We start from the raw sequence: 19,349 nt of genomic DNA, 5'->3' as shown, positions 1-19,349 counted from the left end.
TTGTAGACCAACGGGGAGCCCAGGCAGGACTCAGCGAATCTCGACGTTATAGCGGAAGTGGCTGGCATGACCGCGCGAGCGACGCCACTCCAGCGGCTGGCCGGCGTAGTCGCGGGCCAACCGCTCGATCACCACCACCGGGCTGTCTGGCTCGATCTGCAACAGCCGGGCATGCACCTCGCCCACCGCCTCGGCGGTCAGGGTTTCCTCGGCACAAGCCACGACCTGGCCGCAGAGCGTTTCGTAGATCGGATAGAGCAGTGGGCCCTGCTGGTCGAGGTCGACCGTCAGCAGGGCCTGGAAGGGCCCCTTGGGCAGCCAGATTTCCTCGGCCAGCACCGGCGTGCCTTCGAGCAGGCGCAGGCGAACCAGACGGATCACCTCGGCCTCGGGCGGCAGCCCCAGGACCTGGCTGACGGCCGACGGCGCGGGCAGCGAATCGATGGTGAGAATCCGGCTCTGCGGCAGTTGGCGCTCACCGGCCAGGTTCTGGAAGCGGAAGAAACGGAACAGCGAAGACTGGAACTGCGGCCGACGGATGAAGGTGCCGCGTCCCTGGTGGCGCTCGAGCACGCCCTCTTCCACCAGCTTGTCGACGGCCTTGCGCACGGTGCCGATGGACAGCTGGTACTCGCCGGCCAGCACGGCTTCGGTGGGAATCGCCTCGCCCGGGCGCCAGCGGTTGTTGGCGATCTGCCGGGCCAGTTCGTCGCGCAGGCGCTGATAGAGCGGGAGACGTTCGTCGCTGGAGAGGGTATTCATTTTTGTAGTTATCCAGTCATCTATATGAATTTGCGCCGAGTATTCTCCCTGGATGAAAAAGCGTCAAGTTCATTCTGACGAGTAAGGCTTGCGGGCCCTGTTCGCGGATAAATCCTGCTCCCACAGTTTGCGTCGATCACAAGATTTGTGTACTGCACGGTACTGTGGGAGCCGGATTTATCCGCGAACCGCCAACGGCGGCCAGTATCCGACCGCTCATCGCAGGGGGAGTTAAAGACAGTTGGCTCCCACAGTTGTGGACTGCCCCCCAAAAACTGGAGCCTGCAAATGCTTTAACCCGCCGGCCGAAAATACCCGGCCAGCGCCTGCAAATCACCCGCCTCCAGCACCCCGGCATAGAACCGCAACTGGATCCGCGCCAGCAGATAGGCATGCCGCGCCTGCGCCAGGTCGCGCCTGGCACTGAACAATTGCTGCTCGGCATCCAGCACATCGAGGTTGACCCGTTCGCCGCCCTGCACGCTCTTGCGGGTCGCCTCCACCAGCGCCGTCGCCGAACTCACCGCCACTTCATAGGCACGGACCTTCGCCGCACCACTGGTGTTGAGGTTGAACTGCTTGCGCAACTCCACCAGGGTGGTCACCGTCTGCGCATCCAGTTCGTACTGCGCCTGGGACAGCTGGCTGGCCGCCTGACGGGTCGAGGCCGAAACCGAACCACCGGCGAACAGCGGTACGCTGACCTGGATACCGATGGTATTGGTGTCGTACTTCTGGTTGTAGCTGCTCTCGGAATCGGAACTGGTCTGGCGGCTGGTGGCATACAGGCTGACCTTGGGCAGGTGCCCCGCCCGCTTGCGTTCCACCTCGTACTCGGCGGCGGTCAAGGCGTGGTGCTGCGACGCCAGCTCGGCGTTGTTGGCCAGGGCCATGTCGCGCCAGGTCTCGAAGCGCTGGGGCTGCAACGGCTCGATGGAGAAATGTGTCGCCAGGGGAGCCAGGTCATCGACCAGCAGCGGCTGCCCGACGATCGCCTCCAGGCTGCGCAGCGCAGTATCCTGGCTGTCCTGCGCCTCGATCTCCTCGGCCTGGGTCAGGCTCAGGCGGGCCTGGGTTTCCAGCAGGTCGGTACGGGTACCTTCGCCGCCCTTGAGCAGCCGCTGGTTCAACTCCAGCCGCTCGGCCAACGCGCGGCGCTGGGCACGGCTCAACTCGATGCGCTCCTGGGCCAGCAGGGCCTCGCTGTAGGCACTCAACAAACGCACCGCCAGTTCCTGGCTCTTGCCGCGAAAACGCTGGTCGGCGAACAACGCCTGGGCCGCGCCCTGGCGATAGCGGGCATAGGCCTCGTAGTCGAGCAACGGTTGCTGCAAGGTCAGGCTCGCCGCGTAGCTGCGGTAGTCGCGATCGCTGGTGACCTTGCCGAAGGCCGTAGCCTGGGTGACTTCGGATTCGTTGCGCGAGTTGTTGTAGGTCCAGTTCAGTGTCGGCAACAGACCGGCACGGGCGATCACACGATTCTCCTCGCCGGCATCGCGCTCCCTGATGGCGGCCTGGAAGGTCGGGTCGTTGCGCAGCGCCAGGTCATAGGCTTCAAGCAGTCCCAACGCCTGGCTCGGGTTGCTCAGCAAGACGGCCAGCAGGCCGATCCACACACGCACACTCATTCCTCCACCAACGCCATATGGGTCCGGTCCAGCAGCGGCTTGAACAGGTAGTTGAGCATCGAGCGCTCACCGGTCCGCACGAACGCCTGCACCGGCATGCCGGGACGGATCTGCAGGCCGGCCAACTGCTGCATGCCTTCGGCGCTGACCCGCGCGCGCAAGGTGTAGTAAGGCTCGTCGGTGCGCTCGTCGACCTGGCGGTCGGCGGAGACCAGCAACACCTCGCCCGCCACCCGTGGCGTGGTGCTCTGGTTGAACGCCGGGAACATCAGCTCCACCGGCAGTCCCGGGTGCACCTTGTCCACCAGGTCCACCGGCACCCGCGCCTCCATCAGCAACGGCTCGTCCTGCGGCACGATCTCCATCAGTGCCTGGCCCGGCTTGACCACCCCACCCTCGGTGAACACGTCGAGGCCGACCACGATCCCCGCCGCTGGTGCACGCAACTGGCTGTTGGCCAACTCGAATTCCGCCGAGGCCAGGCGACTGCGCAGGTCGTCGCTGCGCACGCGGGTCTCGGCCAACTGGCTGCGCACCTCCTTCTGGAACTCCTCGGCCAGTTGCCGGATACGCAGGCGCATTTCCAGCACCTGGCGCTGCAACTGGCCGATACGACCGAAGTCCTCGGCAATCGAACCCTCGACCTGGGCATACAGGCGCTCGCTGTCGAGCAGCCGGTTACGCGGGATATAGCCGTCGCGGGCCAGCTCGCGCAGCCCCTGCAGCTGTTCGCCCAGGGCCTGGCGCTGCTGCACCTTGTTGGCCTGGGAGTCGCGCACGCCACGCAACTGCGCTTCGGCGCCGGCGATGGTCTCGCCGATGCCCTGCTGCTCCGTCGCCAACGCCTGGGCCCGGCTGGAAAACAGCTGGCGCTGCAACGCCAGCGTTGCCTCGATCTCGGGTGCCGCGGATTGCTTGAGCATCTCGTCGTCAAAACGGATGCTCCGGGCACCATCACGCTCGGCATTCAGGCGCGCCTCGCTGGCCAGCGAACCGAGCAGTTGGCTGCGCAACGACTGGACCTGACTCAGCGCCGGTGTCTCCTTGAGACGAATCAGCACCTGCCCGGCCACCACCCGGTCACCGTCACGCACCTCGATGCGCTCGACGATGCCTCCCGCAGGGTGCTGCACCACCTTGCGATGACCCGAGACCATGACCTTGCCAGACACCGCAACGCCCTTGTCCAGCGGTGCCAGCGCGGCCCAGCCGAGGAAACCGGCAAAACCGCAGAACAGCAGGACCCAGCCCAGCCGCGAATAACGCTTGTCATCGAGGGACAACACCGTCGCCGAGGCATTGTCCGCCGCCAGATGCAGTGCAGGACGTGACGAACTCATGATGAACGGCCCTCTCCCAGGCGATAACTCATGTTCACCGCCGCCATCGGCTTGGCCGGGGCGGCGGGTTTCTGTGGCCGGGATGCCTCGAGCACCCGCGCGGTCGGCCCGAATGCCTGCAACTGGCCCTCGCGCAGGATCAGCAACTGGTCGGTCAGGCTCAGGACATTGGGTTTGTGGGTGATCAGGATCAACGTGCGCTGGTGGACCTTGAGTTGGCTGATCGCCTGCAACAGCGCCTGCTCACCGGCCTCGTCGAGGTTGGAATTCGGTTCGTCGAGCACGATCAGCGCCGGCAGGCGGTACAACGCCCGCGCCAGGGCAATGCGCTGCTTCTGCCCGCCGGACAGCCCAGCCCCACCCTCGCCCAGGCGCGTGTCGTAGCCCTGGGGCAGTTGCAGGATCAGTTCATGCACACCAGCCATCTGCGCAGCCGCCAGCACCGCCTCGGCGTCAACCGACTCGAAACGGGCGATGTTCTCGGCGATGCTGCCGGCGAACAGCTGGATGTCCTGGGGCAGGTAACCGATGTGCGGTCCCAGTTGCTGGCGGTCCCATTGCGTCAGGTCCGCCCCGTCCAGACGGACCTTGCCGGCCAATGGTGCCCAGATGCCCAGCAGCAGTCGGGCCAGGGTCGACTTGCCGCAACCGGAAGGCCCGATCACGCCCAGTACGCTACCGGCCGCCAGGCTGAAGCCGAGATTGGCCAGGGCCGGCCGCCGGCTCCCCGGCGCACAGGCGCTCAGCTGTTCCACCAGCAAAGCGCCCTTGGGCACCGGCAGGCTCATGCGCGCGGGCCGGGCCGGATGCGACACCAGCAGTTCCGACAGCCGCTGATAGGCCAGGCGCGCCGAACTCCACTGCTTCCACACCGCGATCAACTGGTCGATCGGGCTCAGCACCCGGCCCATCAGGATCGAACCGGCGATCATCATGCCAGGGGTGATCTGCCCGTCGACCGCCAGCCAGGCGCCCAGGCCAAGCACCAACGATTGCAAGGCCAGGCGCACCCCCTTGGACCAGGCACCGACCGCAGATGCCCGCTCGCTCGCGAGGTTTTGCTGGGCGAGAAAAGCCTGGTGCTCGCCGAACCAGCGCTGGCGCAAAGTGCCGAGCATGCCCATCGCCTCGATGGCCTCGGCATTGCGCAGGTGTGCGCTGGCCTGCTGGCTGGCACTGATCGACAGTTGACTGGCCAACCCCAGCGGCGCATGGCAGGCCCGGTGGTTGAGCCAGGCCAGCGCCACCAGTATGGCCGCACCGGCCAGGGCGAACAGCCCGAGCCAGGGGTGGAAAAGGAAGATCACCAGCAGGTACACCGGGAACCACGGCGCATCGAAGAACGCGAACAAGGCGTTGCCGGTGGCGAACTGGCGCAGCGCGGTCAGGTCGTTCAGTGCCTGCCCGGCAACCGGCTTGCCGTCGCTCAACTGGGTCTCGAACGCCGCGTCGTAGACGCGCTGGTTCAGCCCCATGTCCATCCGCGTGCCGAGGCGGATCACCACCTGGCTGCGCACCCACTCCAACGCGCCCATCAGGCCGAACAGGCCGAGGATCATCAGCGTCAGCATCAGCAGGGTCATCTGGTTGCCGGACGCCAGCACCCGGTCGTAGACCTGCAGCATGTAAAGCGCCGGGGCCAGCATCAGCAGGTTGATCACCGCCGAAAACAGACCGATATTGAGAAACGCGCCCTTGTAGGCCGTCAGCGCGGCCAGCATCTCATCCGCACCCGTGGCTCCTGGCCTGGTCATCGAGGTCATCCCGTCGCAAGGTGGTGACCGCCGGTACGCAACGGGCCGGCGGCAGGGGCCCGCCCGGGGTGCGTTGACGGCCCCCGTGGCGTTCCCCAGAATGTGCATCCGCCGTCGCCCTGGCCTTCGAAAACTCGGGCGACGACGGTGTGTCATCGAAGCGAATGAAAGAGCGATCTTTCATTCGCTTTTTTCATGGCAACCGGATCAGGCCGCCAGGGCGAGGTCGTGCGAGGTATCCTGCACGCCCACCAGGGACACGTCGGTCGCGGCCACGGAGGCGCCATCGAGGTGAGCCACGCCAGCCGACGCCAGTTGGTCGAAGGTGGAGTTGACCGACAGCGATGGGTCGACGGCCTTGAGCAGGGCATCGATGGCCGAAACCAGTGCCGAGCTGTCGCCGCTCATCAGGCCGTAGACGATCTTGTGCACCTGGCCATCGCGACCTTCGGCCTGCGCGCTGCTCAGGCCCAGGCCGGTGAAGCTGACTTCCTGGTTGGTGACGGTGTAGCCGCCGCTGGAGGCGCCGCCGTTCAGGACGGTACCCAGGTTGATGGAATCAACCGAGCCCCACAGGGTGTGGGTTGGCGGGGTGAACAGGGTGTAGTGCAGGTTGCCACCGATGACCGCAGAAGCATCGCTGACGGTGCTCGACACGCCGTACTGGGTGCCGTCGAACGGACCCGGGTTGAAACCACCGGTGTTCACGCCTTCCTTGACCGAACCTGCGCGGTGATCGAGATCACCGAAGTAGGCCGACCAGTCGCTCAGGTAGCTCGCAACCGAGGAACCGGCATACTCAGCGCTGTACGAAATCGAAATGCTCATGCAAAAACTCCAATTGAGGGTGGTTATTCCACAGCAGACCTGCGCCTGCTGAGGTTTTGCCCGTCACTGGGCAAAATCGGTCAGAACTGATATTCGACGGTGCCCTGCAGGGTGCGGCCGCGTCCCAGGGTGAAGGCCAGCACATCGCCCAGCGGCACCAGGTAGGCGCGGTTGGTGACGTTTTCCATGGCCAGGCGCAGGGTCAACTGGTCGGTCGCGCGATAGCTGCTGTACAGGTCGTAGACGGTGTAGGGTTTCCAGTCCGCGGGGTAGATGCCGGTCTGCGAGGTGGTGACCTGCGCACCACCCTTCACGTAATAGCCGGCGCTGTAGCGGGCACGAGCGCCGATATCCAGCTTGCGATCAAAGAACCGCGTCCCCAGCGTCAGGGTGCCGCGATCCATCGGCATGTGTTCGGAAGAGCCGAGGATCGCCCGGCAATGGGTGGCGGCATTAGCCTGGGCGTCCGGGATCATGGCGGTAACCGGGGAGCGGCTGCCCGCCCCCTTCACCGGTGTGGTCACGCCACCGAGCCAGGCCGTCTTCGCGCAGAAATCGTTGGTGCCGATCATGTGCGTGTAGTTGAACTGGCCATAGGCGACACCGGCGTCATAGTCCAGCTGGTACTCCAGGCCCTTGAAGCGGGTCTGCTCCAGATTATTGACATAGGCACTGTTGCTGATGCTGGCCGTACCGTAGCCCGGCAGTTGCACCCCCATGTTCATGAAGATGAAATCGTCGACACGGGTGTCGAAGTAGGCAACCTTGATGCCCAGGCGGTCGTCACTGAACAGCAGGTTTTCCTTCAATACGTTGGCACCGACTTCCCAGGTCGTGGAGCGTTCAGGCTTGAGGAACGGGTTGGGCAGCGTACTTTCCGCACCGCCACCATGAGGCCGCCCGCTGATCAGCGTCTCGGTCACAGCCGGTGGGCGCCAGCCCTTGCCGTAGCTGGCGAACAGTTGCAGCCAGTCAACGCCCGGCTTGATCGACAGGCCGAAGGTCGGCGAAAAGCGACCCTCTTCGGTATCGACGTCATAGGTCACCGGGACACCGATCTGCCGGGTCGTGCCAATGACGAAGGTCCGGGTGTTGATACCGGTCTCGCCACGCAGCCGATAACGGTCGTAACGCAGCCCGGCATTGACGTTCAGCCAGCCGTCGTAGTCGTAGTCCAGGCGCCCGAACAGGCTGCCCAGGGCACGATCGCCTTCCGGCGTCAGGCTCTCGGAGGCCGGCACGGTCACCGCGGAAGTGGGATCCCCCGGCTGGGTGGAATCCGGCCGAACCTTGTCGTAGAAGAACTCCAGGCCGTAGTTGGCCTTGATCACCGACAGCTCGCTCAAGGTGAAGGTCGAGGTGTTCTGCGCCTGCAGGCCATAGGTGTCGGTCTGGTAGGTGATCTCGTAGCCAGGCGTCGACCCCCGGGTCAGGGTGCTCTGGTCGTTGCGGTTGTCGACGTGGTAGATCTTGGCCTTGAAGTCGATCAGCGGATTGTCCGGGGCATAGCTGTAGTCCAGCGCCAGGTTGCGCGCGGTGATCCTGCTGCTGCCCAGCTTCTCCCACAGCTGCGCCTGGTTCTCGACGCTCATCATGTTGGCGTCGCTGTAGTTGACGTCGGTTTCCAGGTAGCTCAATTGCAGGCGCTGGTCGGCCGGCAGGTTGAGTCCGAGCTTGACCAGGCGCGAACGCATCATCGACGCCGAATAGGCCACGTTCGAGTTCTTGATCCGCTCGGGGTAGCTCGGATTCAGCGCGGCACCGCTGCGCAGTTCGCCGATACTGCCCTTGTTCCCCGGTTTGTAGTCGCCCAGGTTGCGTTCGCTGACAGCCACCAGCATGTCCCAGACCTCGGTACCGATGGCAAAGGCCGAACTGCCGATGAAGTGGGTGCCGTTACCGAGGTGACCAATGCCGCTGGTCACGCGGACACGACCACCGATTTCCTTGCCGCCAGCGAGCAGGTCAGCCGCCTCCACGGTACGAAAGTTGGCGACCCCGCCAATCACGCCCGCACCGCCCATGGTGGAGGTAGCGCCCTTTTCGATGACCACTTCGGACAGCAGCTCCGGGTCGACATAGAGCGTTCCGTTGCGCTGCTGGTGGCCACTCTGCTGATAGTTCTGGCGCATGCCGTCGATCGACATGTTGACCCGACCATAGTCCTGGATACCACGGATGTTCACCGACAGGCCCGGATCCTGCTGGCTGACCGCCGAATACACGCCCGGAGCCTCCTCCAGCATGTCGGCAGCGTGCCGTGGCGGATTGCGATCGAGTTGCTCACGGCCAACGACGCTCACCGAACGCGGCGAGGAATAGACCCAATCGTTTTTCTGCTGGCCGGACACCGTGATGGTCGCCAGCGCCAGCGCGCCGCGAGCGGACTCGGCGACACGGGTCAGGGTCACCTGCCGTTCGCCGGTAAAGCGGTACTCCACCGGCGCATTACCCAATAGCCGTGCCAGGCCTTCCTGAACACCGTACTGGCCCTTCACCGCGGTACTTTGCAGCCCCTGCAGCCGCTCGCTGTCAAACAGCACCTGCAAGCCGGCCTGCTCGGCGAATGCCAGCACGGCGGAACCCAGAGCCTGCGCCGGGATATCCAGGTTCAGCAGTGCAGGCTGCTCGGCGGCTGGCCGGGCAGGCTTCGGCGCATCGGCCGCCAGGACGAGATCCTGACCGGCCAGCATGGCCAAAAGCCCCAGGTGAATGGCAAGGGCCAACCGACTACCGGCCTGTATCCCCTTGCAACGGCGAGCAACTTTCATCGTAGTCCTTACGTCGGATCTTGTTTATGCGAATGAATCTCACTATCAAGACGCGCCAGCAAAGGAAACTCAGTAAGTTTTTTTGAAAATGTTTTTCGGGAGGATGTATCAGGATGTTTTGCCGAGCGAAAACGGCTGGCCCGCACGGTGGTTTCGCACAGGCCAGCCGGCCGCTCAATAGATCAGGCTGAGGCCCGGCAGGTCGAGGCGCCGCAGGTGCAGCCCGGAGGTGAGGGTCTGCAGGCCGGCATCGAGCATGTCCAGACGGAACACGCCACTGACCTCCCGCGTGGCCAGGGTCGAGTCGGTCAACAGCACGCGACCGGGACGATAACGGTTGAGCTGCTCGATCACCTGCGACAGCGGCTGGCGATCGAACACCAGCACGCCACGCCGCCAACTGGTGGCACGCTGCAGGTCCTGGCGCCCCAGGCTGACCACGCCATCCTGTCCGTCATAGCGGGCACTCTGTCCCTCTTGCAGGACCGTCTCGGCATGCCCCTTCAACGGCGGCGACTGCAGCGTGACCGCGACACTGTGCTCCATCACGCCGACCCAGGCCTGGCCGGACGTTTCGCGCTCGACGACGAATTTCGTTCCCAGGGCTCGCGTGCGTCCACCCGCGCTTTCCACCACGAAGGGGCGGGACTCGCTGCCAGCCATCGGTGCCACATCGAACCAGGCCGACCCCGCCAACAGGCGGATACGCCGTTCCCCTTCGTCGTAGTCGACACTGATCGCACTGGCTGAATCCAGCTCGACGTGACTGCCATCCGGCAACTGCACACGACGCACTTCGCCCCTGGCCGTCAGATAGTCAGCCTGCATCTGCAACAAAAGGGTCGGAGCGCTGATCCAGCCGGTGCCGACCAGCAGCGCCAGCGCCGCGGCACGGGCGGCAACACGCAAGCGGCTGCGTCGCCGAACGGGATGGCTCGACGCCCGCGCAGGCTCCGCGCGGCGCACTCCAGGTTTGGCGGGCGGCACGTCGTCCGCCTGCAACTGCCCGAGGGCCGCCCAGGTCTGCTCGGCAAAACGCAAGGCCGGCGGATGACGCTCGTCCTCTGCCAGCCAGCGATCCAGCTCGGCCCGTTCCTGCGCGCCCAACTCACCCGCGTGCAGGCGCACCGCCCAATCGGCGGCGGCCTCGGTGATCATCTGCTCCTGAGGACCCTGGCTATTCACGTATGACTCTCGATTTTTCGTTATCTATTAAGCAGTGACGTCTGAAGCGTCGATTTACCGTAACTCATTCGTCGGCGGGGCGAGCGGGCGGAGTCTGCAGGCGCTGCATGACATAGGCCAGGGCCTTGGAAAGATGTTTTTGCACCGAGCTGTCGGAAATCTGCAGGTGCCTGGCCACCTCGGCATGGGTCATGCCCTCGATCCGATTCAACCGGAAGATTTCCCGGGTGCGCTCCGGCAACTCGGCCAAGGCCTCGCGCAACGCCGCCCGCTGTTGTTCTGCCATCGCCTGAGCCTCCAGCCCGGCCAGTTCGTCCTCTATGTCCGCCAACGCTTCATGCGGCACCGAATCGGTCTTGCGCCGGTGCTCCTGGCGGACATGGTCCACCAGCAGGTTGCGCGCCGTGCGGTAGAGGTAACCCGGAGAGTTGTCGATGCGCTCCTTGCGCGTCTGTTCCGCCAGGCGCAGGAAACTCTCCTGCACCAGGTCGGCTGCCAATTGAGGGTCCCGCACCCGCCGCGACAGGTAGCTGCGAAGCGTACTGGCGTGCTTGAGAAAAAGACCCTTGAGATCCGCGTCCGACAAACCGACTCCATGGCTTACGAAGAAATGGGCAGCCATATTACGGCTTGTCGAGAATGATTTTCAATTGATATCCAACATCAAGTAGCGCTCAGCGCGGCCCTCTCCATCGCAAGTCGATGTCCGCTGATCGAACACTAAAAGAATACCCGCCGGCTGCCGCCCTGCTGTTCATTTGACTTGGATTAACCAGTTAGTACATTTTATTCATGCAGACCCGATTCCCTTGCGGTCCAAGCCAAAAACAACAATGGAGACTTGCCCATGCCCCCTATCGTGCTGGTGCTCAACGGCCCCAACCTGAACCTGTTGGGAACCCGCGAACCGGCGACCTACGGCCATGAAACCCTGGCGGACCTTTCCGCGCTGTGCGGACGCACGGCAGCCGAACTGGGCCTGACCGTGGAGTTCCGCCAGACCAATCACGAGGGCGAGTTGCTCGACTGGATCCACGCGGCCCGTGGCCGCTGCGCCGGCATCATCATCAACCCGGCCGCCTGGACCCACACCTCGGTGGCAATCCGCGACGCGCTGGTGGCCAGCGAACTGCCAGTGATCGAAGTCCACCTGTCCAACGTCCATGCCCGCGAGCCGTTTCGCCATCACTCCTTCGTCTCGGGCATCGCCAAGGCGGTGATGTGCGGTTTCGGCAGCCACGGCTACCGCCTGGCGCTCGATTATTTCAGCCAGACGCTCAAGGGAGCGCAGCCATGAGCCAGGCCACCTCCATCACGGTATTGGCCGGCCTGATCGGCGCCGGCATCCAGGCCTCGCGTACCCCCGCCATGCACGAGCGCGAGGGCGATGCCCAGGGGCTGCGCTACCTGTACCGGCTGATCGACCTGGACGTGCTGCAACTGGACGTCAACGCCCTGCCCGAACTGCTGCAGTCCGCCGAGCGCATGGCGTTCACCGGCCTGAACATCACCTTCCCGTGCAAGCAGGCGATCATCCCGCTGCTCGATGAGCTGTCCCCCGAGGCCCGGGGCATCGGTGCGGTGAACACGGTGGTGCTCAAGGATGGCAAGCGGGTCGGCCACAACACCGACTGCCTGGGCTTCGCCGAAGGTTTCCGGCGTGGCCTGCAAGGGGTAGCCGTGGAGCGTGTGGTGCAGATGGGCGCCGGCGGCGCCGGTGCCGCAGTGGCCCACGCCCTGCTCGCCGAAGGCGTGAAACGACTGACGATCTTCGACGTGGACGCCGAGCGGGCCCGCAGCCTGGCGGACAACCTCAACCAGCACTTCGGCGCCGACCGGGCACGGGCTGGCAGCGACCTGCCGACGGCCATGGCGACGGCCGACGGCCTGGTCAACACCACGCCAATGGGCATGGCCAAGCTGCCCGGCATGCCAGTCCCTCTGGAACTGCTGCGGGCCGAACTGTGGGTGGCGGAAATCGTCTACTTCCCGCTGGAAACCGAACTGCTGCGCAACGCCCGCGCCCTGGGCTGCCGCACCCTCGATGGCGGGACCATGGCGGTGTTCCAGGCGGTCAAGGCATTCGAGCTGTTCAGCGGCGTGACGCCGGACTCGCAGCGGATGCTGGAACACTTCCAGAGTCTGTAGGGCCCGCTCTGTCAGGGCCGACGGCAATCGCGCTGCACCGACAGGTGCGGCGCCGGTTCGAGGCGTACCTGCTGCAGGCCCTTGTCGCCCTGGAAGATGAAGTACTTGCTGCGACAATCCTTGAACATCGGCGAATAACCCTCGGCACGCAAGGCCTGGCCTTCGATCGTCCTGGTCACCGTGTTGTTGCGACTGACCACGGCCAGCACCCGGGCGTAGCTGTCGCCCATTTCCACACCGGGCTCGACAGTGGCCGAGAGCGATGGCGGCGAAGTGCAGCCAGTCAGTCCCGCTGCCGACAGGGCAACCATTGCCAACCAGCCGAACAATACCCGCACATGGGATCGCCGAAAATCCGAGGACAGAACCCTGAACTGAGGGCAGAAAAACATTTCTCATCCTTGTGAGTGAAGTATCCACTAGCCAGCAGTGTAACCAGAACCCAGGAGTAGGCTGCAGTGACGAATCTCAGAGTGTGAGACAGTGCTCGGAATGCGCGATAAAAGTCTCCCCGATGGCAAGCGTCTAGCCGGCCGCCAGTCGGAACGCAGGCGCCATACGGTCCTGTTCTCTTTTCGGCAGGCCCAGTGCATCGGCCACCACAGGCCATTGCCGGACCACTTCTCGAAAGTCACTGATAATGTCTTCGGCATCATCACGTCGTACACGAAAATATCCGGCTACTTCCCGTGCAAGCTCAAGATCCAGAGCATTGTCTGCGTCAGTGATATTGAGCTTCAGGCCATCAGCATGGGGGGCAGGGTTCAAGTCATAGGCCGGAGACAATCTCCAGCCTCGGCCCGGCTCAAGGATGAAGCCATGGTTGCGAAGGTGATCATCGGTGTTGGAAACCAGGATGTTAAAGACGATTCGCGACCATAACTCACGCAGATCCGCACTCGTGTGTGCTCCCTGCCTGATCAGCACCTGCGCCAACTCCAGATAGCTTGCGCCCACCGACGCATCATCACCGTCGACCCGATCGGTCAGAGTCATGGCCGAGGCAAAGTGCAGGCGCCCTCCCGTATCGGTCCGATCAAAACGCTTGACCATGAAACAATGATGGTCGCTGCCAAACCGATGGGCCCTACCGCTCGCCACACGCAACCCACAACTGTCCCCCAGGGCGTTGACCAGCATCTCCCAACCGCCTACATCATGGTCATCGCGTATGCTGGGAAACTTCGCAATCCATAGATGGCCATCATCGTCGACGACACTGGCTTTGGGTCTGGCTCCGCCCAGTGAACCGCCGGGAGCAATCAACATTCTCAACCAGTCGCCTCCTTCGACGGCCGTATTGTCCAAATCCGCTTCCAGGGCGCGACTGGCACGCTCCAGTGCTCGAAGCTGCACAAAAGGAGGAGCGGCAACACCTTCGCGATCATCCAGAAAGCGGCCTTCATCATCAAGCCTGTAGCGAATGGCCCCCACCCGATAGCGGTCATGGACACCCAGCAGGAAATCGGACTCCTGAAGTTTGCTCCCCTTGGGAACCAAGCCTTCGCGAATATCACGTTCCAAGCGCCGCTTCATCAATAACTGACCCCAGCGGTCCGGACTGGAATCGGCAAACACGCCAAACCGACTCTGGTGCGGAGCCGGGTACTGGGGCCCCTCGAATAAACGAATACGAGGATCCAGGGGAATGGCATTCAGGTCTGGATCGCTCAATGCCTTGCGGTCATTCTCGAACTCGAACACATCGCTGCCCCTGATTCTCCTGACATGCAAGACACCCAGGCGCCTAGGGCCCAGTAACCCTTCCCAATCGGCATACACAGCAATCTCGGTCATTCGTCACCTGCCACAGGTTTGCGTCCTGGCTTTTTCGCCAGAGTGCTGGATAGCTTCTTCGAGACCAATTGGGATAGCGCTTGTGTGTTGCTGGAGAATTCAAACGGCTGGTCCTGCCGGTCAGTCGGGGCAGCGTCCTGCTCTGCCACCTGCCCAACAGAGACGAGCGACGGTTCCGAGCGCCCGGCGCGAGAAGCAGGGCGCGGCCTGCCAGTGCCCGACCGGGCAGGCCGGACCAGTTGGGCATCCTGCAGATGACGACCGACCTCATCATCTGCCGCCACCTTGTCCAGATCCCTTTCCAATCCAAGCACCTGCATCACCGAAAGATAAGCCCCGATGGTCACACCGGCCCCGCCAGACTCCAGGGAACGCAACGTCATCAAGGACATGCCGGCACGCTCGGCAACCTGCCTGGCAGTCAGTTTGCGCCGCAAACGGGCAAGTTTGAGCCGCTCCCCGAGATCGGAGAGCAGTTGAGTCGTGACCGGTAGCAGCGGCGCAGTCTTCTTTGCCATAGTGCTAATATTCCTTCACTTTTCAGCGATAACAGCCAGAATAATAGCACTCAATGACAATAACCGCGGCCGGACCTGACGACAGGCGCGCAGGGGAAGACAAGGCTCTCAGGCCTGCAGATACCTCAGCACCGCCTCGCAGATCATCTCCCGGTGCCGCGCCTTGACCTCCTCGTTCGGCAGGTCGATCGGGAACAGGGCCCCGAGGGTATGGCGGTTCGAAACCCGGTAGAAACAGAACGAACTGACCAGGATGTGCACATCCAGCGGGTCGAGGCCGCTGCGGAACACGCCCAGCTGTGCGCCACGCTCGAGGATTTCGCCGAGCGCCGTGAGAATGGTCACGTTCAACGAGCGGATAGCCCCGGACTGCTTGACGTACTCGCCCTTGTGGATGTTCTCGATGCTGACGATGCGCACGAAATCGACGTTCTGATCGTGGTGGTCGAAGGTGAACTCGACCATTCGGCGGATCGCCTCGCGTGGCTCCAGCTCCGTCAGGTTCAGCCGACTCTCGGTGCTGCGGATGTCGCCGTAGAGTTTTTCCAGCACCTCGACGTAGAGCTGCTCCTTGCTCCCGAAGTAGTAGTAGATCATCCGTTTCGAGGTGTGGGTGCGCTCGGCGATCGCGTCGACACGCGCACCGGCCAGGCCCTGCTGGACGAACTCGACGATGGCTTCCTGGAGGATGTTCTCGCGGGTCTTCTCGGGGTTGTTCTTGCGACTCTTGCGCGGCACGACGACGGAGGCGTCGGCCGTGGCGGATAGTTCTGAAGTCATGGTTACTCAGGCTCACGGCCATCTTGGCGGATGTGGGCGATTATGGGCCGCGTGCCACCGCGAAGGAAGCAGGGAGACAGGTCAATTCATCTCCCTGCTCCGGCCACTAGAGCCGTGCGTGACGGGCCGCACCACTGCGGGACTTGGCCATGGCGGCCAGGCGCACCGCGACGTTGGCCGCGCCATAGCCTGCATAACCGTTGCGGCGCTGCAGGATCTCGAAGAAGAATCGCCCCTCGAAGGGCTCGGTGTACACGTGGAACAGCTCGCCGCCCTGGGCATCGCGGTCATACAGCACGTTGTAGTAGGCCAGTTCGCTGAGGAACTCGTCGTCGAAATCGAAACGCGCCGCCAGGTCGTCGTAGTAGTTGAGCGGAATATCCAGCAGCGGCACCCCGGCTTCCTTGGCTCGCCGGACTTCGGCGAAGATGTCCTCGCAATCGAAGGCGATATGGTGCACACCGGAGCCGCGATAACTCGACAGCGCGTGGGAAATCGCCGTATTGCGGTTCTCGGAAATATTCAGCGGCAGGCGGATCGAACTGCAGCGGCTGCGCAGCGCCCGGCTCTTGACCAGGCCATAGGGGTCGGGCAGCACCACTTCGTCATCCGCCTCGAAGTCCAGCAGGCTCTTGTAGAACAGCACCCAGCTGTCGAGGCTGTCGGCCGGCAGCGCCATGGCCATGTGGTCGATGCGCTTGAGGCCGGCCTGCGACGGTGCGACAGGCAACAGGTGAAAGTCGGTTTCGTAGAGCTTCTGCCCGGTCGTTTCCGGGTCGGCCAGGTAGATCAGGCTGCCGTCCGGGGCACGCACCGCGGCCAGCTCCAGCTCATTCGGGCCGACCAGGCCACGATACGGCTGGCCCTTGTAGGCCACTGCCCGGGCCAGGGCGCTGGCACTGTCCTTGACCCGGATCGCGGTGGCGCACAACGACGGCCCATGGGCCTCGAAAAAGCTGTGGGCGAAGGAATAGGGCTCGGAGTTGAGGATCAGGTTGATATCGCCCTGGCGCAGCAGGCTGACGCTTTTCGAGCGATGTTGGCCGGCCTTGCTGAAGCCCAGGCGCTCCAGCCAGTGGGTCAGCTTGGCGCCCAGGCTTTCGTCCACGGCGAATTCGAGGAACTCGATCCCGTCGTTCTCGCTGACCGGCGGCGGTGCGAACAACGTGTCGAGATTGGCCACCGGCGTGCTTTCCCGGGCCAATCGCTCACGGGTTTTCTCTTCCAGGTAGAGCAGCGAACGCAAGCCATCGGCGGCATTGGCCCGCGGTGGTGCGGCACGGAAGCCGTCGTTGAAGATTTCCAGGGACAACGGCCCGGTGTAGCCACTCTTGATGATCGGTGCGAGGAACCCCGGCAAGTCGAACTCGCCCTGCCCGGGGAAGCAGCGGAAATGCCGGCTCCACTCCAGCACATCCATCGCCAGGATTGGCGCATCGGCCATCTGCACGAAGAAGATCTTGTCGCCGGGAATCTGCGTGATGGCGCTCGGATCGCCCTTGAGCGACAGGGTGTGGAAGCTGTCGAGCAACACGCCCAGGCTCGGATGATCGGCCTGGCGGACGATGTCCCAGACCTGCTGGTAGGTGTTGACGTGCCGGCCCCAGGCCAGGGCCTCGTAGCCGATACGCAGGCCACGGGCACCCGCGCGCTCGGCGAGCAGGCGCAGGTCGTCGACCAGGATCTGCCGCTCGCCCAGGCTGTCGGCCGAGGCGTTGCTGCAGACCAGCACCAGGTCGGTGCCCAGTTCCTGCATCAGGTCGAACTTGCGCTCGGCCCGCTCCAGGTTGCGCGCCAGGCGATCGCGGCGGCAGCCCTCGAAATCGCGGAAAGGCTGGAACAGCGTGATGGCGATGCCCAGGTCGGCGCACATCTGGCGGATTTCCCGGGGGCTGCCGTCGTAGTACAGCAGATCGTTTTCGAAAATCTCCACGCCATCGAAGCCGGCGGCGGCGATGGCATCGAGTTTTTCCGGCAGGGTGCCGCTCAGGGACACGGTGGCTATGGAACGCTGCATGAATCGTCTCCCGGCAATGGGCTTCTTATTGTGGACACGGACCGAAACCGAGGGTGCGGAGGCATTCGTCGATGGTCATGTTGACTGACAGACCGCTATCGCCAGCCATCCGGCTCCCACAGAATGAGCTTCAGTGGGCCTCGGGAAGTGACCGGATTATTGATGCAGCCGGGCGACGACTTCAATCAAAGTGTACGAACCAGTTAGTTTTGTGTGCGATTATCGACCACAATGCTCCGCTGCGAATTGACGGTCTTTTGCCCGCTGCGCACCATCATCCGGGCCAAGGCAGTGTTTAAAACGTTCCGCAAACCCAGCCAGACAATTCCAAAAAACGGGTAATCGCTCATGCTTTCAACCTCGCAAAGCTCCCCTGTGACCCAGGGCAGCACCCGCGGCGGCATTGCCGCCAAACTTCGCGGCGCCATGGCCGTCGGCTCCACCCGCTGGGGCATGCTGGCCCTGGTGTTCTTCGCCACCACCCTGAACTACATCGACCGTGCCGCCCTCGGCGTCATGCAGCCTATCCTCGCCAAGGCCATGAACTGGACGGCGATGGACTACGCCAACATCAACTTCTGGTTCCAGGTCGGCTATGCCGTCGGCTTCGTCCTGCAAGGCCGGCTGATCGACCGCCTGGGCGTGAAAAAGGTGTTCTTCTGCGCCGTGCTGCTGTGGAGCCTGGCGACCGGCGCCCATGGCCTGGCGACCTCGGCCATGGGCTTCATGCTCTGCCGCTTCATCCTCGGCCTGACCGAGGCTGCCAACTACCCGGCCTGCGTGAAGACCACCCGCCTGTGGTTCCCTGCCGGCGAGCGGGCCGTGGCCACCGGCATCTTCAACGCCGGGACCAACGTCGGGGCGATGTTCACCCCGATGCTGCTGCCGATCGTCCTGCAGGTCTGGGGCTGGCAGGCGGCTTTCCTGTGCATGGCCGCGCTGGGCGGAATCTGGCTGCTGTTCTGGGGCCTGAAGTACTTCAACCCGGAAGATCACCCGTCGGTGAACGCCGCGGAACTGGCCTACATCCAGAAGGAAGTCGAGCCGGAGCAACCCGGCGTGCCGTTCTCGCGGATCCTGCGCATGCGCGGCACCTGGGCCTTCGCCCTGGCCTACTCGCTGACCGCGCCGGTGTTCTGGTTCTACCTGTACTGGCTGCCGCCGTTCCTGAACCAGCAATACAACCTGGGCATCAGCGTGACGCAGATGGGGATTCCGCTGATCATCATCTACCTGACCGCCGACTTCGGCAGCGTGGGTGGCGGCATTCTCTCCTCGTTCCTGATCGGTCGCGGGATGAACCCGATCCGTGCCCGCCTGCTGTCGATGCTGCTGTTCGCCTGCTGCATCATCGGCGTGGTGCTGGCCGCCGGGTCCAGCCACCTGTGGGTCGCAGTGGGCGCAATCTCCCTGGCCATCGGCGCGCACCAGGCCTGGACCGCGAACATCTGGAGCCTGGTGATGGACTACACGCCCAAGCACATGATGAGCACGGTGTTCGGCTTCGGCGGCATGTGCGCGGCGATCGGCGGAATGTTCATGACGCAGCTGGTGGGCTACATCCTGACCACCACCAACAACAACTACGCGGTGCTGTTCACGCTGATCCCGGCAATGTACTTCCTGGCGCTGACCTGGATGTACTTCATGGCGCCGCGCGAGATTCCGAAGCTGGCTGAGTGATTTCTGGTGGGGGTAGGGCTTGAGGACCTCTTCGCGGCGGTCCGACGCGAACCGCCAAAGGCGGCCAGCATCCGACCGCTCATCGCAGGGGAGTTGAAGACAGCTGGCTTCCACAATGGCGATGCCCAGCATCGCCAC

General features: G+C 63.8%; 16 protein-coding genes. 3 read left to right on the top strand and 13 right to left on the bottom strand.

All coding sequences use genetic code 11. The annotated features are described in order from the left end of the window. Nucleotides 1-30: 30 nt before the first annotated feature. The 8 genes from HU752_RS04945 to HU752_RS04910 form a co-directional block, all read right to left on the bottom strand. Nucleotides 31-762 carry a GntR family transcriptional regulator gene (locus HU752_RS04945; RefSeq protein ID WP_186682635.1) on the bottom strand — a complete coding sequence of 244 codons (732 nt, stop codon included), beginning with the start codon at nucleotides 760-762 and terminating at the stop codon, nucleotides 31-33. A 293-nt stretch (nucleotides 763-1,055) separates the two neighbouring features. Beyond that, nucleotides 1,056-2,390: a TolC family outer membrane protein gene (locus tag HU752_RS04940; RefSeq protein ID WP_186682633.1), complete on the bottom strand. Its 1,335-nt coding sequence runs from the start codon at nucleotides 2,388-2,390 to the stop codon at nucleotides 1,056-1,058. Then, the gene (locus HU752_RS04935; RefSeq protein ID WP_186682631.1) at nucleotides 2,387-3,730 is read right to left on the bottom strand and encodes an HlyD family type I secretion periplasmic adaptor subunit; all 1,344 of its coding nucleotides are present in this window, start codon (nucleotides 3,728-3,730) and stop codon (nucleotides 2,387-2,389) included. Before HU752_RS04935 ends, HU752_RS04940 begins: the two co-directional genes overlap by 4 nt. After that, the gene (locus tag HU752_RS04930; protein WP_186682629.1) at nucleotides 3,727-5,484 is read right to left on the bottom strand and encodes a type I secretion system permease/ATPase; all 1,758 of its coding nucleotides are present in this window, start codon (nucleotides 5,482-5,484) and stop codon (nucleotides 3,727-3,729) included. The genes HU752_RS04935 and HU752_RS04930 overlap by 4 nt, the downstream gene beginning before the upstream one ends. Nucleotides 5,485-5,691: 207 nt before the next feature. Then, nucleotides 5,692-6,312 carry a heme acquisition protein HasA gene (locus HU752_RS04925; protein ID WP_186682627.1) on the bottom strand — a complete coding sequence of 207 codons (621 nt, stop codon included), beginning with the start codon at nucleotides 6,310-6,312 and terminating at the stop codon, nucleotides 5,692-5,694. Nucleotides 6,313-6,392: 80 nt separating this feature from the next. Then, on the bottom strand, nucleotides 6,393-9,083 hold the full coding sequence (locus HU752_RS04920; RefSeq protein ID WP_186682625.1) for a TonB-dependent receptor: 2,691 nt from the start codon (nucleotides 9,081-9,083) through the stop codon (nucleotides 6,393-6,395). Nucleotides 9,084-9,257: 174 nt separating this feature from the next. After that, nucleotides 9,258-10,268: a FecR family protein gene (locus HU752_RS04915; RefSeq protein WP_186682623.1), complete on the bottom strand. Its 1,011-nt coding sequence runs from the start codon at nucleotides 10,266-10,268 to the stop codon at nucleotides 9,258-9,260. A gap of 64 nt (nucleotides 10,269-10,332) precedes the next feature. Further along, entirely contained in the window at nucleotides 10,333-10,854 is a 522-nt protein-coding gene (locus HU752_RS04910; RefSeq protein WP_186682621.1) for an RNA polymerase sigma factor, read from the bottom strand. Between the two features lie 261 nt (nucleotides 10,855-11,115). On the opposite strand from HU752_RS04910, the gene aroQ reads away from it, so the two are divergent. Then, nucleotides 11,116-11,565 carry a type II 3-dehydroquinate dehydratase gene (gene aroQ, locus HU752_RS04905; RefSeq protein WP_017905348.1) on the top strand — a complete coding sequence of 150 codons (450 nt, stop codon included), beginning with the start codon at nucleotides 11,116-11,118 and terminating at the stop codon, nucleotides 11,563-11,565. Next, nucleotides 11,562-12,416, top strand: a complete 855-nt coding sequence (locus HU752_RS04900) for a shikimate dehydrogenase (RefSeq protein WP_186682619.1) — start codon at nucleotides 11,562-11,564, stop codon at nucleotides 12,414-12,416. The genes aroQ and HU752_RS04900 overlap by 4 nt, the downstream gene beginning before the upstream one ends. Before the next feature lie 11 nt (nucleotides 12,417-12,427). Here the strand turns inward: HU752_RS04900 and HU752_RS04895 are convergent, their stop codons facing one another. The 5 genes from HU752_RS04895 to quiC form a co-directional block, all read right to left on the bottom strand. After that, nucleotides 12,428-12,727: a hypothetical protein gene (locus tag HU752_RS04895; RefSeq protein ID WP_186682739.1), complete on the bottom strand. Its 300-nt coding sequence runs from the start codon at nucleotides 12,725-12,727 to the stop codon at nucleotides 12,428-12,430. A 214-nt stretch (nucleotides 12,728-12,941) separates the two neighbouring features. After that, complete coding sequence (locus tag HU752_RS04890) at nucleotides 12,942-14,213, bottom strand: type II toxin-antitoxin system HipA family toxin (RefSeq protein ID WP_186682617.1); 1,272 nt, start codon at nucleotides 14,211-14,213, stop codon at nucleotides 12,942-12,944. Further along, entirely contained in the window at nucleotides 14,210-14,731 is a 522-nt protein-coding gene (locus HU752_RS04885) for a helix-turn-helix domain-containing protein (protein ID WP_186682615.1), read from the bottom strand. The genes HU752_RS04890 and HU752_RS04885 overlap by 4 nt, the downstream gene beginning before the upstream one ends. Nucleotides 14,732-14,839: 108 nt before the next feature. Then, the gene (locus HU752_RS04880) at nucleotides 14,840-15,511 is read right to left on the bottom strand and encodes a TetR/AcrR family transcriptional regulator (RefSeq protein WP_186682613.1); all 672 of its coding nucleotides are present in this window, start codon (nucleotides 15,509-15,511) and stop codon (nucleotides 14,840-14,842) included. Between the two features lie 106 nt (nucleotides 15,512-15,617). Beyond that, nucleotides 15,618-17,528, bottom strand: a complete 1,911-nt coding sequence (gene quiC / locus HU752_RS04875) for a 3-dehydroshikimate dehydratase QuiC (RefSeq protein ID WP_186682611.1) — start codon at nucleotides 17,526-17,528, stop codon at nucleotides 15,618-15,620. 426 nt (nucleotides 17,529-17,954) lie between these two features. On the opposite strand from quiC, the gene HU752_RS04870 reads away from it, so the two are divergent. Next, on the top strand, nucleotides 17,955-19,211 hold the full coding sequence (locus HU752_RS04870) for an MFS transporter (RefSeq protein WP_225920166.1): 1,257 nt from the start codon (nucleotides 17,955-17,957) through the stop codon (nucleotides 19,209-19,211). Nucleotides 19,212-19,349: the final 138 nt, after the last annotated feature.

The sequence above is a fragment of the Pseudomonas vanderleydeniana genome, assembly GCF_014268755.2.
In the GTDB taxonomy this organism is placed as follows: domain Bacteria; phylum Pseudomonadota; class Gammaproteobacteria; order Pseudomonadales; family Pseudomonadaceae; genus Aquipseudomonas; species Aquipseudomonas vanderleydeniana.
The sequence above is the reverse complement of the archived record's forward strand: the minus strand, read 5'-3'. Positions and strand labels throughout refer to the sequence as shown.